The 13804-nt window shown below is 64.1% G+C and carries 12 protein-coding genes; 4 read left to right on the plus strand and 8 right to left on the minus strand.

Features of this window, described 5'->3' with window-relative positions; translation table 11 throughout:
- The first annotated feature begins 14 nt into the window (after nt 1-14).
- Complete coding sequence (locus LDZ23_RS04650; protein ID WP_008350495.1) at nt 15-599, plus strand: GNAT family N-acetyltransferase; 585 nt, start codon at nt 15-17, stop codon at nt 597-599.
- Here the strand turns inward: LDZ23_RS04650 and LDZ23_RS04655 are convergent.
- The gene (locus LDZ23_RS04655) at nt 583-1482 is read right to left on the minus strand and encodes a LysR family transcriptional regulator (protein WP_175979921.1); all 900 of its coding nucleotides are present in this window, start codon (nt 1480-1482) and stop codon (nt 583-585) included. The two genes, LDZ23_RS04650 and LDZ23_RS04655, sit on opposite strands and share 17 nt — an antisense overlap.
- A 91-nt stretch (nt 1483-1573) precedes the next feature.
- Here LDZ23_RS04655 and LDZ23_RS04660 point away from each other — a divergent pair, with 91 nt between their 5' ends.
- Both LDZ23_RS04660 and LDZ23_RS04665 read left to right on the plus strand, forming a co-directional pair.
- Nucleotides 1574-2056, plus strand: a complete 483-nt coding sequence (locus tag LDZ23_RS04660) for a carbon-nitrogen hydrolase family protein (protein WP_244807881.1) — start codon at nt 1574-1576, stop codon at nt 2054-2056.
- A 69-nt stretch (nt 2057-2125) separates the two neighbouring features.
- The gene (locus LDZ23_RS04665; protein ID WP_244807882.1) at nt 2126-3403 is read left to right on the plus strand and encodes an amidohydrolase family protein; all 1278 of its coding nucleotides are present in this window, start codon (nt 2126-2128) and stop codon (nt 3401-3403) included.
- 51 nt (nt 3404-3454) lie between these two features.
- Here the strand turns inward: LDZ23_RS04665 and LDZ23_RS04670 are convergent, their stop codons facing one another.
- The 3 genes from LDZ23_RS04670 to LDZ23_RS04680 form a co-directional block, all read right to left on the minus strand.
- Nucleotides 3455-5578 carry a M3 family metallopeptidase gene (locus LDZ23_RS04670; RefSeq protein ID WP_008350487.1) on the minus strand — a complete coding sequence of 708 codons (2124 nt, stop codon included), beginning with the start codon at nt 5576-5578 and terminating at the stop codon, nt 3455-3457.
- 167 nt (nt 5579-5745) lie between these two features.
- Entirely contained in the window at nt 5746-6600 is an 855-nt protein-coding gene (gene folD / locus LDZ23_RS04675) for a bifunctional methylenetetrahydrofolate dehydrogenase/methenyltetrahydrofolate cyclohydrolase FolD (RefSeq protein WP_034474083.1), read from the minus strand.
- A gap of 444 nt (nt 6601-7044) precedes the next feature.
- The gene (locus tag LDZ23_RS04680) at nt 7045-7272 is read right to left on the minus strand and encodes a hypothetical protein (RefSeq protein WP_235366345.1); all 228 of its coding nucleotides are present in this window, start codon (nt 7270-7272) and stop codon (nt 7045-7047) included.
- A gap of 55 nt (nt 7273-7327) precedes the next feature.
- Here LDZ23_RS04680 and LDZ23_RS04685 point away from each other — a divergent pair, with 55 nt between their 5' ends.
- Nucleotides 7328-7873, plus strand: coding sequence for a hypothetical protein (locus LDZ23_RS04685; protein WP_239294958.1), 546 nt, complete (start codon nt 7328-7330; stop codon nt 7871-7873).
- A gap of 37 nt (nt 7874-7910) precedes the next feature.
- Here LDZ23_RS04685 and LDZ23_RS04690 read toward each other — a convergent pair whose 3' ends face one another.
- The 4 genes from LDZ23_RS04690 to fixL form a co-directional block, all read right to left on the minus strand.
- Complete coding sequence (locus tag LDZ23_RS04690; protein ID WP_244807883.1) at nt 7911-8813, minus strand: DUF2950 domain-containing protein; 903 nt, start codon at nt 8811-8813, stop codon at nt 7911-7913.
- Between the two features lie 59 nt (nt 8814-8872).
- Complete coding sequence (locus tag LDZ23_RS04695) at nt 8873-10276, minus strand: DUF3300 domain-containing protein (protein WP_250456458.1); 1404 nt, start codon at nt 10274-10276, stop codon at nt 8873-8875.
- 233 nt (nt 10277-10509) lie between these two features.
- The gene (gene fixJ, locus LDZ23_RS04700; RefSeq protein ID WP_008350478.1) at nt 10510-11145 is read right to left on the minus strand and encodes an oxygen response regulator transcription factor FixJ; all 636 of its coding nucleotides are present in this window, start codon (nt 11143-11145) and stop codon (nt 10510-10512) included.
- Nucleotides 11142-13676, minus strand: coding sequence for an oxygen sensor histidine kinase FixL (gene fixL, locus LDZ23_RS04705; RefSeq protein ID WP_034472179.1), 2535 nt, complete (start codon nt 13674-13676; stop codon nt 11142-11144). Before fixL ends, fixJ begins: the two co-directional genes overlap by 4 nt.
- Nucleotides 13677-13804 lie beyond the last annotated feature (128 nt).

The following is a 13804-nucleotide window of genomic DNA, read 5'->3' on the forward strand; positions in this document are numbered from 1 at the left end:
ACTGAAAACCAACGATGAGCCAACCGACTTTGAACGGCGAGCGCGTGCAGCTTCGTCCGCTGCAACGCGAGGATCGCGCCGCCTTGCTCGATGCAGCCGCCGACGGCGAACTCTGGAATCTGAGCGTGACGGTCGTGCCGAACGAAGACACCATCGATCGTTATATCGACACCGCACTCGCGGGCCGCGATGCCGGCACCGTGATGCCGTTCGTGATCGTGCGCGCCAGCGATGCGCGCGTCGTCGGCAGCACGCGTTACTGGAAGATCGACCGCGTGAACCGCAAGCTCGAAATCGGACATACGTGGCTCGCGGCATCGACGCAGCGCACGGGCATCAACACGGAAGCGAAGTTTCTGCTGCTCGCGCACGCGTTCGAAGCAATGCGTTGCGTGCGCGTGCAGTTCACCACCGACGAGCTCAATGCGAAATCGCGCGCGGCGATACTCGGCGTCGGCGCGAAACAGGAAGGCATCGTGCGGCACGAGCGCATCATGCCCGATGGCCGCAAGCGCAATTCGGTGCGCTTTTCGATCATCGACGACGAATGGCCCGACGTCAAAGCGATGCTGCTCGCTAAGCTCACGCGTCGAGCGTAGCGCGCGCCTTCAGCGCTTTCACGCGCGCCTTCATGAACGCGACGAAGCGGCGCGTGACGGTGTCGTCGCGTTCGTCTTGCCATGCAAGTCCGACGCGCCAGCGCGCCGCTCGATCGCGCAATGTCAGCACGCGCGCATCGCGCAGCAAGTACTGCGCGCGCGATGGCAGGAACGCCGCGCCCACGCCGCCCGCCACCGATGCGAGCACGGACTGGATATCGTCCGCTTCCTGAATCACGCGCGGCGCGAAATCGTGCTTCGCGCACCAGCGATCGATCTGCGCAGCAAGCCCCGGCCCGCGCCCACGCGACAGCGCGATGAATCCCGGTTCGTTCAGTTCGTTCAGATTCGCGGGCAGACGCTTGTAGCGCGTGTGCTCGGGCACGGCGAGCGCGAGCGTTTCATCGAGCACGGTGAAGCCGGAAAGCCCGGCGCTCGCGGGCATCCGCATGAATCCGACATCGAGCTTGTTCGCGAGGATGCGGCGCGTCTGTTCGTGCGACGAGAGATCGTGCAGCGTGATGCTCACGTCCGGATTCAGCGCGCCGAATTCGGCGATCAGCTTCGGCACATGCGTGAGCGTCGACAGGCACAAGCCGACGCGCAGAAATCCGCGCGCGCCGCTCGCGGCTTCGCGTGCGCGGGCCAGCACGGCGTCGGCGTCGCGCACGAGCGCTTGCGCATCGCCGATGAAGCCCGCGCCGAACGTCGTCAGATCCGCGCCGTGGCGTCCGCGTTCGAAGAGGCGCGCGCCGAGGCTTTCTTCGAGCGACGCAATCTGCTTGCTGAGCGCAGGCTGGCTCAAGTGCAGCGCTTCGGCGGCACGGCCGAAATGACGCAATTCGGCGATGGTGAGAAAGGAGCGCAGGAGTTTTAATTCCATTTGGCGATCGAACACGTCGAAACATTCATTTTACTTATCGATTGCCGAGCGCTTCAATGAGGATACTCACTCGTCACATCGGGAGTTCCACTTGGATGCCGCATCGTTTCGTGTCGCCGTCATCGCGCTCGAATCGCGGAAGGGCGATGCCGCGCTCGACTGTCGATTCATCGCCGCAAAGCTCGCCTATGCCGCGCGCCAAGGCGTGTGGCTCGCGCTGTTTTCCCCTTCGGGTATCGACGATTCGCGCGCCGATCCGTTCGACGATCCGTCGATTCACGCGATCGCCGCCGCCGTCGATGAAAGCGGCGTCGCGGCGGGCGTCGGCTGGATCGAGCGCACCGAAGACGGCGGGCGCTTCGACAGCTACGCGATATGTTTTCCCGGCGGCGCGCGCGTGCGTCATCGCATGCCGAGTGCGGCGCGGCGCGGTTCGCACAGCGGCAATCGCCTCGGCGTATTCGACGCGCATCCGCTTGCGCACGAGACGGAGCGCACGACGGAACGCACGATGCCGCGCGGTTCGCTGCCGCTCAGTTTCGCGATCGTCGGCCGTCATCGATTGACGGGTTGAATCGCGCCTCCGCACGGCTTTTATGTCCCGATACAATCGGACGAACAGCCCGGCACGGAGGTTTCGCACATGGATTTGATCATTCGCCGCGCGGCGCTCGCTCACTCGCGCGAACTCGTCGACATCGGCATGGAGGCGGGGCGCATCGCCGCGATCGAGCGGCATCTTGCGGCCACCGCGCGCGAGGAAATCGATGCGAACGGCTCGCTCGTCACCGCGCCTTTCGTCGACGCGCACTTCCATATGGACGCGACGCTTTCCTACGGCCTGCCGCGCGTGAATGCGTCCGGCACGCTGCTCGAAGGCATCGCGCTATGGGGTGAATTGAAGCCGGATCTCACGCAGGAAGCGCTCGTCGAGCGCGCGCTGCAGTACTGCGACTGGGCCGTCGCGCGCGGATTGCTCGCGATCCGTTCTCATGTCGATGTGTGCGATCCGCGGCTTCTGGCCGTCGAAGCGCTCGTCGAAGTGAAACGGCGCGTGAAGCCGTATCTCGATCTGCAACTTGTCGCGTTTCCGCAGGACGGCGTGTTGCGCAGCCCGGGCGCGTTCGACAATCTGAAGCGCGCGATCGCGATGGGCGTCGATGTCGTCGGCGGCATTCCGCACTTCGAGCGCACGATGGCGGACGGCGCGGCATCGGTGAAACTGCTGTGCGAATACGCGGCGGAGCAGGGCTTGCGCGTGGACATGCACTGCGACGAGTCCGACGATCCGATGTCGCGCCACATCGAAACGCTCGCTGCGGAGACGCATCGGCTCGGCTTGCATGGACGCGTCACCGGCTCGCATCTCACGTCGATGCATTCGATGGACAACTACTACGTCAGCAAGCTTATTCCGCTAATGCGCGAGGCGGGCGTGAATGCAATCGCGAATCCTCTCATCAACATCACGTTGCAGGGGCGCTCCGATACTTACCCGAAGCGGCGCGGCATGACGCGCGTGCCGGAACTGATGGCGGCGGGCATCACGGTCGCGTTCGGGCACGACTGCGTGATGGATCCGTGGTACAGCTTGGGTTCGGGCGACATGCTCGACGTCGCGCACATGGGCTTGCACGTCGCGCAGATGACGGGCGTCGACGCGATGCGCGCGTGCTTCGATGCGGTCACGAAAAATCCTGCGCGGATTCTCGGGCTCGAAGGGTATGGCATCGAAGTGGGCTGCAACGCGGATTGCGTGGTGCTGGATGCGCGCGATCCTGTCGAAGCTATTCGGCTGCGGGCGGCGCGAACGGTTGTTGTCAGGCGCGGGAAGGTGGTGAGCCGGAGTCCGGCCGTGCGTGCGACGCTGGCGCTGGAAGGAAGGCCGGGGGAGGTGAATTTCAGGATTGAGAGGCGATAAAAAAAACCCGGTCCTCGCGGACCGGGTTTTCGCATCAATCGGCAGGAGGCGTCAATGCACCGTCGCGCCCGACATCCCGTTATGCCTCAACAACGCGTCGATATCCGGCTCGCGCCCACGGAACGCCTTGAACGATTCCATCGCCGGACGGCTGCCGCCGACTTCCAGAATCTCGCGACGATAACGCGTACCCGTGGTCGCATCGAGCACCGAACCGCTTCCGGCCTTCGCGGCTTCCTCGAACGCGGCGTACGCATCGGCGGATAAAACTTCCGCCCACTTATAGCTGTAATACCCCGCCGCATACCCGCCCGCGAAAATATGGCTGAACGTATTCGGCCAGCGCGAGAAGGGCGCCTGCGGGATCACATGGAACTTCTCGTTGATCGCGCGTGCGAGATCGTTGACGTTCTGCGTCGCGTTGGCCGGATCGTAGGACGTGTGCAGCACCATATCGAACATCGAAAAGACGATCTGGCGCAGCGTGCCCAAACCGCTCTGGAAGTTCTTCGCGGCGAGCATCTTGTCGAACAGTTCGCGCGGCAGCGGCGCGCCGGTTTCGACGTGCGCGGACATGTCGGTCAACACGTCCCATTCCCAGCAGAAATTCTCCATGAACTGCGACGGCAGTTCGACCGCATCCCACTCCACGCCGTTGATGCCCGACACGCCCAGTTCGTCGATGCGCGTCAGCATGTGATGCAGTCCATGCCCGAATTCGTGGAACAGCGTGATGACTTCATCGTGCGTGAAGCATGCGGGTTTGCCGCCCACCGGCGCCGAAAAGTTGCAGGTGAGATAAGCAACCGGCGTCTGCACGCCGCCTTCGCCGCGCTTGTGACGCGAGCGCGCGTCGTCCATCCATGCGCCGCCGCGCTTGCCTTCGCGCGCGTAGAGGTCGAGATAGAACTGCGCGACGAGCGTGCCGTCCTTGTTCTCGACGCGGAAAAAGCGCACGTCCGGATTCCACACGGCGGCTTCGTCGCGGCGGATCGACACGTTGAAGAGCGTCTCCGTCACCTTGAAGAGGCCCTTCAACACGGCTTCTTGAGGGAAGTACTGCTTCACTTCGTTTTCCGAGAACGAATAGCGCTTCTGACGCAGCTTCTCCGCCGCGTACGCGATGTCCCACGGCTGCAACTCGGGCATGCCGAGCTCGGTCGCGGCGAACGCGCGCAGTTCCATCCAGTCGTTTTCGGCGTAGGGGCGGGCGCGCTTCGCCAAGTCTTCGAGGAACGCGATGACCTGCGCGGGCGATTCCGCCATCTTCGGCGCGAGCGACACTTCCGCGAAGTTCTGATAACCGAGCGTCTTCGCTTCTTCCTCGCGCAGCTTCAGATGCTCGACGACGTTCGCCGTGTTGTCCCATTCGGCCTTGCCGTTGCCATAGGTCGCGCCGAGTTCGGACGCGCGCGTGACGTACGCGCGATACATCGCCTCGCGCATCGGACGATGCTCCGAATACTGCAGCACCGGGAAATACGACGGGAAATGCAGCGTGAACTTCCAGCCGTCCTTGCCGTCGCGTTGCGCGGCTTCGTGGGCGGCTTCGATCACGTCGTCGGGCAGACCGGCGAGATCGCTCTTCTGCGTGACGATGTACGCATAGGCGTTGGTCGAATCGAGGACGTGATCCGAAAACGCCTTCGACAGCGCCGCCTGTTCTTCCTGCAACTGCGCGAAACGCGGCTTGCGGTCTTCGGGTAATTCGGCGCCCGAGAGACGGAAATCGCGCAGCGAGTTTTCGAGGATTTTTTTGCGCTCGGCCGACAAGCCCGCGAATTCGGTACCGGCGGCGATCGCCTTGTACTTTTCGTAGAGCGCGAGATTCTGTCCGACGCTCGCCGAGAATTCGGTCACGCGCGGCAGGTTTTCAGCGTGGGCGGCGCGCAGTTCGGGCGTATCGGCGACGGCGTTCAGATGGCCGACGATGCCCCACGCGCGCGACAATTTTTCCGATTCCTGCTCGACGGCCTCGACGACGTCTTTCCACGTCGCAGGCGTCTCGGGCGCGCTTGCACGGTCGACGGCGGCCTTGGCATTGGCAAGGAGCACATCGAGCGCGGGCGTGACGTGCGCCGGCTGAATCTCGCCGAAACGCGGAAGATCGGAGAAGTCGAGCAGCGGATTGGCCGCTGCCGCTTCGGACGTGATGGCTGACGTGGTATCGCTCATGGCTCTCCCGTGCTGATGTTGGATGACGCCGCACGGGTGTCGCGCCCCGCGCCGGCTCGTTCGGAGATTATTGGGGCGGGCGCGGCAAATTCCAATCGTTTGTTTTTAAGGGGCCGATTAAGGCAATGCCCGGCATTCCCCTACAACCCGCGGCCGCCCCGCGCCGCTCAAGCCTGCGCCGCGCGCTCGGCCGCTTCGATCGTGTTGACGAGCAGCATCGTGATGGTCATCGGGCCGACGCCGCCGGGCACCGGCGTGATATAGCCCGCCACTTCCTTCACGCCCGCGAAATCGACGTCGCCGCACAGCTTGCCTTCGTCGTTGCGGTTCATGCCGACGTCGATGACCGTCGCGCCCGGCTTCACCATGTCGGCGGTGAGGATGTCGCGGCGGCCGACCGCGGCGACGATCACATCGGCGTCGCGCGTATGTTTGGCGAGGTCGCGCGTCTTGCTGTGGCAGATCGTGACGGTCGCGCCCGCTTCGAGCAGGAGCAGCGCCATCGGCTTGCCGACGATGTTCGAGCGCCCGATCACGACGGCGTTCGCGCCTTTCAGGTCGATGCCGTGCGCTTCGAACATCTTCATCACGCCGTAGGGCGTGCACGGGCGAAAGAGCGGCTTGCCGGTCAGAAGCGCGCCGGCATTGGCGACGTGAAAACCGTCGACGTCCTTTTCCGGCGCGATCGCCTCGATGACCTTGTGGCTGTCGATGTGGGCGGGCAGCGGCAGTTGCACGAGGATGCCGTGGATCGACGCATCGGCGTTGAGCTTTTCGATGTGCGCGAGCAGTTCGTGTTCGGCGAGCGTCGCGGGGAAACGGTCCATCACCGAGTGCAGGCCGTTGTCCTGGCAGGCCTTCACCTTGTTGCGCACGTAGACTTCGCTCGCCGGGTTGTCGCCGACGAGCACGACGGCCAGGCCCGGCTTATGTCCACGGGCGGAGAGGGCGGCGGCGCGCCGGGCGACATCGGCGCGAAGGGTCTTGGATAGGGCGTTGCCGTCGATGAGTTGGGCGGTCATGGCGAATCGGATCGAGGATGGGCGAGGGCGCGCGAGGGCGTGAAGCCGACGCCGTGCCCGCCGCTCTGATCGGCGACGGTGCGCGGCGCTCGCGCAAGGTGCTGGGCGCTTGCTTGGCCGCTGTGCGGCAAATGCGCCCTTGGGAAGGGCGAAATTATACCGCCGGGCGCGCTCGGGAGTCTCGGCGGGTCACCGACGTGAAACCAGAATCTCGGATCCGCTGCGTGCTGATGAGTCTTCGCCCAGCGCTTGTCAAATTACTTGCCGCTTACCAGTAAACCACCGTTCTTCCGGGATACTCCCTGCCGCGTTATTTACCGATGCTTGCAGGAGAAAATCAAGAATGTCTTTCGGAAAATGTGCAGTCATATCATTGACGTTTAGCAGTGTCGTTTTGCTTTCCGCGTGCGGTGGCGGAGGCTCCGGCGGCGCGGATGAGAACCGTCAGCCCGCCAGCGCGCCCGCCGCGGCCGCACCGGCCAGCGCGGCGTCGTCGACGGTCCCTTCGACAGATTTGCCGACCAGCGCCAGCGCGCCTGCTGCGGCGTCTTCGCCGGCAACGGTGGGGGAAGCACTGCCGAGCCTCGCGAATCCGCAAGCAGGATCGACGGCGCAAACAGGAACGAACGCCGAAGGAATCTGGACGACGAATTCGCTGACGAACCGCACCATCGCGCTAGTCGATCCGGACGGCAATATCTCGTCGCTCAATGCGATTGGGTCGATCGTGACCAGCGCACTCTATGGCGTCATCTCATACTCGCCGCAGGCCTGGACGCTGACGTCCGGTCTGTCTTTCAACAACATGCTGTTCGCGTATCCGACGAGCTCGGGAAGCGGAACCTACTCGCCGCGAAACACTTTCAGCGGGAGCTACGTCGCGAATGGAGCGACCACGGAGTTCTCGTCGAACTACGATGCAGCGAACGCATTGAGTGTCACGCAGCAGAGCGTCGCGGGCACCTGGACGCAATCGTCGACGTCGCTGACGATCGCCGACGACGGCTCTTTCACAGGCAAGCTAAGCGGTTGCGACGTCAGCGGAAAAATGTTGCTGGCGACGCCCGGCAGCAATCGCAACATGTACGCCGTGACGATGAGCGTGGCGCCCGCCACTTCCTGCTCGGTGCCCGCCGGCACGACCTATACCGGCAACGCGGCCATTCTGTTCGTGCCGATCACCGGCAGCAATGGTTATCGCCGAACGGTTCTGTACAACGTGCATAACCTGAACGAACTTCGTTATGCCTACGGCCAGTTGACGAAACAATAGTCCTCTCGCCCTGAGCCGCGCGCCACCCCGCGCCCGCTCAGGGCGTCACCACCTTCCACGACGAATCCGGGTTGAACGACTTGATCGCCGCCGCCTTGCTTGCGGAATCCGGGCCCAGATCCTTCTCGTAGATCTGTCCGTCCTGATTGACCATGAACGTCATCACGCCCGTCTGGCCGTAGCGCGCGGGTGTCGCGATGACGCCGAAACCCTGCGTCAGCCGTCCGTCCTGAAGATAGTTCTTCGCGCCGCCCGGTGCGTTCGAGCCTTGCGACGTCAGAATGCGGTAGTGATAGCCGTAGTAGCCGTCCTTGTCGGTCGGCTTGTTCGGCATCGTCTCGGCGAGCGGACCGAGCGGGCTTTCCGGCTCGCCCGGCGCCGTGTCCCAGTAAAGGCCGTCGTGCTTGCCGGGCGTGCTCACGAAGCGGTCGGCGTAGCGCCCCGCCGTCTTGCGATAGTCGCCCTGCGCGGCGACGACCGCGAGCGCGACCTGCATCGCCGATCGCTCGTTGCGCCCGATGCGCCTCGTCAGCAGCTCGTCGCGCGCGGCGCGCATGTCGAAGCGCCAGCCGTTCGCGACCTTGACGAGCGGAATCGGCAGCGTCCAGCCGTCCGTGCCCGCTTCGATGCGCGCGGAAGGATGTCCGTCGACCCTTTGCGCATCCTCGACGATGCGATGCTGCTGCGCCCACGCGCCGAGGTACGCGTAGATATCCTCCCGGCCGATGCTGCCTTCGGGCACATATCGGCGATGGTCCTTGCCGAGCACTTTGGCGAGCGCGGCTTCGTCGTTGGTGGCGATGGCGTCGGTGAACGCTTGCGCCGCCGCTTCGGGCGTCGGATAAACGGCCTGCGCGTGCGCGAGCGACGCGCCGAGCACGAGCGACGCGACCGCGAACGCGCGCAGGACGAGCTTCTTCGATGAGGCGAATGGTTTCATGTCGGGCTCCTGGATCTGGCGTTCGCCGCATTCGCGGCGTTTGACGATGGAATCGATCATCAACGGCGGAAGCCTCCGCCGCCGCCTCGATGGAACCCGCCGCCGCCTCCGCCACCGCCGTGGAATCCGCCACCGCCGCCGCCTTGAAATCCGCCGCCGCCACGTTGCACGCCGCCTCCGCCCGCGCCCAAACCACCGCCACCGCCACCGCCGCCGCCCGCCTGACGCTGAACACCGCCGCCACCCGCGCCGGCGCGCTCATGCGACTGATTGAACGACTGCCGGCTCGCCTGTCCGCGCTGCATGTCCTGGCGCGCGCCGTTGCCATCGCCCGCGCCGCGCAGCGCGTTGTCGCGATTTACGTCCTGCGAGCGCTGACGAAGATCGCTCGTCGTGCGCGCGTTCGGTCCGCCGCCCTCGCGGATGCTCTGCGCGCGCTGGCTCGCCGATTCGTTGAGGTTCTGGCCGGTGCGCTGCTGCAAGGTCTGCGCGGCTTGCGCGCGCGCATCCTCGCGGCCCCGGAACTGGTTGCCGTTCGCGCCGAGATTGGCGTTGTTCAGGTTCTGGCGGTTCGCGGCGACGTTCGTCCGGTTGAACTGCGGATCGTTGCGGTTCCAGCGCACGTTATTGCTGTTCGCATTGATGCGGTTGGCCGTGTTGATGTTGTTATAGCGATTCACGTTGACGTTGACATCGCCGTGACCCCAGTTGCAGTTGCCCCACAGCGAATTCACGACCGCGACGCCTGTTGCGAACGCCATGCCGGTCATGAACGCCGACCCGATCGCATATCCGGGCGGCGGCGGCACATAGACCGGCGGATACGCGGGATATGGCCACGTCCCGTACACGACCGTCGGGTTGTAGGTCGGAACGTAGACGACTTGCGGATTGGCGGGCTCGATCTGGATCACCGTAGTGCTGGTGGTCGTACTGCCCGCCGGCGCGGGCGCGCTCGTGACTTTCTGCTGCTCGTTCGTCTTCAGATTGCCCGCGCTTTGCGCCGCGCGCCGCAGACGCTGAACGGAGTCCATCACGTCGCTCGGCTGCGCGATGAACGCGTTGCCGAGCTGCGTCACCCAGTCGATCTTGGAGGCCATCGTCGCGAGCGCCTGCGGGAAAGCGACGAGCGACTGCACGCTCGGGTCCCACGGCTGCGTCTGCACGGCTTTCACGGCGTCGTCGCCCTTGACGTTCGGATTCGCCTTCGACCAGTCGGCCGCTTCGGTAATCTGCGACGGATACGTCGACGCCATCAGCACTTGCGCGAGCAGCGCATCCGGATAGAGCGCGACCGGCGCGGTCAGCGCGTCGAGTTGCTGGTTCGTGAGTTTCTGGCCGGCCGGCGCGGCGTTCTGCGCTTGCGCGTCGAGCGGATGCGCGGCGAAAAGCGGCATCGCGGCGAGCGTGACGGCGAACGCGATCGCTCTTGCCGTGCCGATTTGCGAACCAATGACACCCATTCGTTTCGACATCGAATCCCCCCGTGCGAGACGTTGCGAGATCGTTGCGCGTAGCCGGGATTGAAGCGAGGAAATCGGGTAGTGATCCGGCGTGATTCAGCCAATATCACTTTTCAGTTCGGCGTTCAACGAACTTTGGCGGGAAGGAGATTCGGGCGCATTCGCTCACGAGCGCGCCGATAAACGCGCGGCCGGCATGACGATGCCGGCCGCGAAGGGGAGAGCCGAAGCGCTTATTGCTGCGGCTTGTTCGACAGCGCGAGACGCAGCAGATCGGCCACCGTGTTCACGGAAAGCTTCTCCATGATGTTCGCGCGATGCGCTTCGACCGTCTTGATGCTGATGCCGAGATCGTCGGCGATCTGCTTGTTCAGCCGCCCGGCGATGATGCGTTCTAGCACCTGATGCTCGCGCGCCGTCAGCTTGCCCAAGCGCTCTGCGGCCGCGCGCTGCTGCTGCACGCTGGTGCTCTCGCTGCGCGCCTTTTCGAGCATGCGCTCGACGAGCTTGCGCAGTTCGGCTTCGTCGAACGGCTTCTCGATGAAGTCCATCGCGCCCTTCTTCATGGTCGAGACGGCCATCGGGACGTCGCCGTGCCCCGTCACGAAGATGATCGGCAAGAGCGAGTTCTCGGCGATGAGCTTCTCCTGCAGTTCGAGCCCCGTCATGCCGGCCATGCGCACGTCGAGGATCAGGCAGGAAATCGCGCCGGAATGGGCGATCGGCAGGTAGACGTCGAGGAACGATTCCGCGCTGGAGAAACACTGAACGCGATAGCCGTTTGCTTCGAGCAGCCAGCGCAAGGAATCACGTACGGCTTCGTCATCGTCGACGACGAAGACGGTTTCCTGAGTGGTGACTGTGCTCATAGTTCTCCCGTAACTGTTTGTTGTCTCGTATGTTCGTCCTGCGCATCCGTGCCGCCCGTGCCCGAGCCGCCTTCCACTTCGCCGATCGGCAGGCTGCAGTGGAAAGTCGCGCCGGTCACGTGGCCGTCCGCTTCGACGTTGTTGACCACCCAAAGGCGCCCGCGATGCGACTCGATGATCGAACGGCAGATGTTCAACCCCATGCCCATGCCGTCGGACTTGGTGCTGTAGAACGGCTCGAAGAGACGCTCGGCGGTTGCTTCGTCCACGCCCGGACCCTGGTCGACCACGCTGATGCACACGAAGCCGCCGTCCATGCGCTGCACGACTACGCGTATCACCGGATCGACGGCGTGTGGTTTCGCATCATGCATCGCCTCGGCCGCGTTTTTCAACAGGTTGACCAACACTTGTTCGATCAAAACCGGGTCGACGTAAATGACGGGCATCCGCGAACGGATTTCGGTGACGATGCGGATCTTGCGTTTGCGCGCCTCGATCTCGGCGAGACCGACCGCGTCCGCGACGATATCCGCGACGCGCGCCGCCTGGCGCTTCGGTTCGCTGCGCTTCACGAACTCGCGGATGCGCTTGATGATCATGCCCGCGCGCACGGCCTGCTGCGCGGTTTTTTCGAGCACCGGAAGCAGCGTTTCCTGCGTCATGCGGCCGGATTTCACGAGCGCGACGCAGCCCGAGCAATAGTTGTTGATCGCGGCGAGCGGCTGATTCAGCTCGTGCGCGAGCGACGACGCCATTTCGCCCATCGTCATCAGGCGGCTCGTGAACTGGAGCTTTTCTTCCTGCTGATGCGCGAGTTCCTGCGCCTGCTTCCTCTGCGTGATGTCGGTGGCGATCTGCATCTGCGCGAGATGGCCGTCGACCCACTGAATGTACTGGCGGCGCACCTCGAACCACTTCTGAATGCCTTCGACGTAGACCTCCTGCGCGTCCGCCGAGCTTTCCGTGAGGGCGGTGGCGGGCAGGCCCGCGTAGGTGTCGACCATGTCGATGGTGTCGGACGAGCTCTGCGAACCGCCGTCGAACGCCGCGCCCGCGAGTTCTAGATGGCCGTCCGGACGAATGCCGAACAGATGCCGGTAATAGCGGTTCGCGAACAGCAGTTCGGCTTCGTCGGCGGCGAGCACGGAGACGGCGGCGTCGAGACTTTCGAGGACGGTGGTGAAGCGCTCGTGCGCGGCGGCGAGTTCCTCACGCGCGCGTTTCGGTTCGGTGATGTCCGTCATCGACGACATCCAGCCCGTCTGACGGCCGGAACTGTCGATGAGCGGCGAGACATAGAGTCGCGCGTGGAAAAATGACCCGTCTTTTCGGCGCACACGCAGTTCGAAACCGGAAGAGGGCGCTTTGCCGCGCAGCGTCATGTCGAGCTGGCGCTGCATCTCCGGATACGCGTCGCGCGGCCAGTACGGGAACGGCGCGTTCTTGCCGACGAGATCGCTTTCGTCCCAGCCCGTCATCCGGCAGAACGCCGGATTCACGTGCGTGATGCGGCCGTGCATGTCGAGCACGCGCATGCCGATCAGCACGGAGTTTTCCATCGCGCGACGGAAGAACGCCTCGGCGTAGAGCGCCTGCTGCGCCTCGAAGCGCTGGCGCGTGTGCTTCCACAGACTCCAGAGACTCCACAGCACGAAGCACGACAAACCGGCGACGAGCCAGACGAGCGTGTTGTTGGTGAAGTTCGTGAGCTGCGGATACGAGTACACGCGCACCGACAGGCCTTGTCCGGGCGGGTCGAGCGGCAGGTCGTAGAACATGTCGCGCGGCAGGCGCGGGCGGCTCGATGTGGTCGCGAGCTCGCGGTTGTTCAGATCGGTGATGGAAATCTTGTATTTCGCCGACAATTCGCTCGGAATGTCGTGCTTCAGTATGCCTTCGATCGAAAACACGGCCGCGATCGAGCCGAGGAATTCGCGGTCGCGGAAAACCGGCGTCTGCAGCGTGATGTAGCCGTTGCCGAGATCGTCGTACAGCAACGGCGAGTAGACTTGGCGGCGGGTGGTGCGCGCTTCGTCGAAGGCGGCCTGCACGGCCTCGTCCATCTGCGTGTCGTTCGGTTTGGCGAGGCGCGATCCGAGCACGGGCAGCGGCGTATTCGGCCAGCGCGGCTTATGCTCGCTCGTGTACCAGTTCATGTAGAGGATCTCGGGATGCCCCTGCATGATGTCGGTGGACGATGTCTGGAAGGTTTGCGGATCGCCGTGCCCTGTCGCGATGTCGCGCGCGAGCGCCTGGATCTGCTCCTGCGCACCGGTCATCGACAGGCGAATTTGTTGCTGAGCCCACGCGACGTTGCGATAAAGCGTGTCTTCCTGCTGCTGTTGCTCGCGCCGGTTCAGGCTCCAGAGAATCAGACTCATCACGATCAGAAACACCAGGATCGAAATGAGCGGCGTGAGTAAATAGGAGTTCGACCACCACGGTCCGTGGTGCCAGCGGGAGGGCGAGGCGTCGGTCGGCTTGCGCGCGGACCTCGCCGAGCGTTTGATCAGCCGTTCGGTCAACATGGAGCGATTGTAACGCACCACCTGATTGTTAAATGGCGTAAAAAGACGGTAAAGCGTGCTCAGTTGCAGGAAAAGGAGGAGAAACATCTGAACAAAAAAGTCTTATCGGACGGTGCGTTGCAGCAATT

Source organism: Caballeronia zhejiangensis, assembly GCF_022879815.1.
GTDB lineage: Bacteria > Pseudomonadota > Gammaproteobacteria > Burkholderiales > Burkholderiaceae > Caballeronia > Caballeronia zhejiangensis.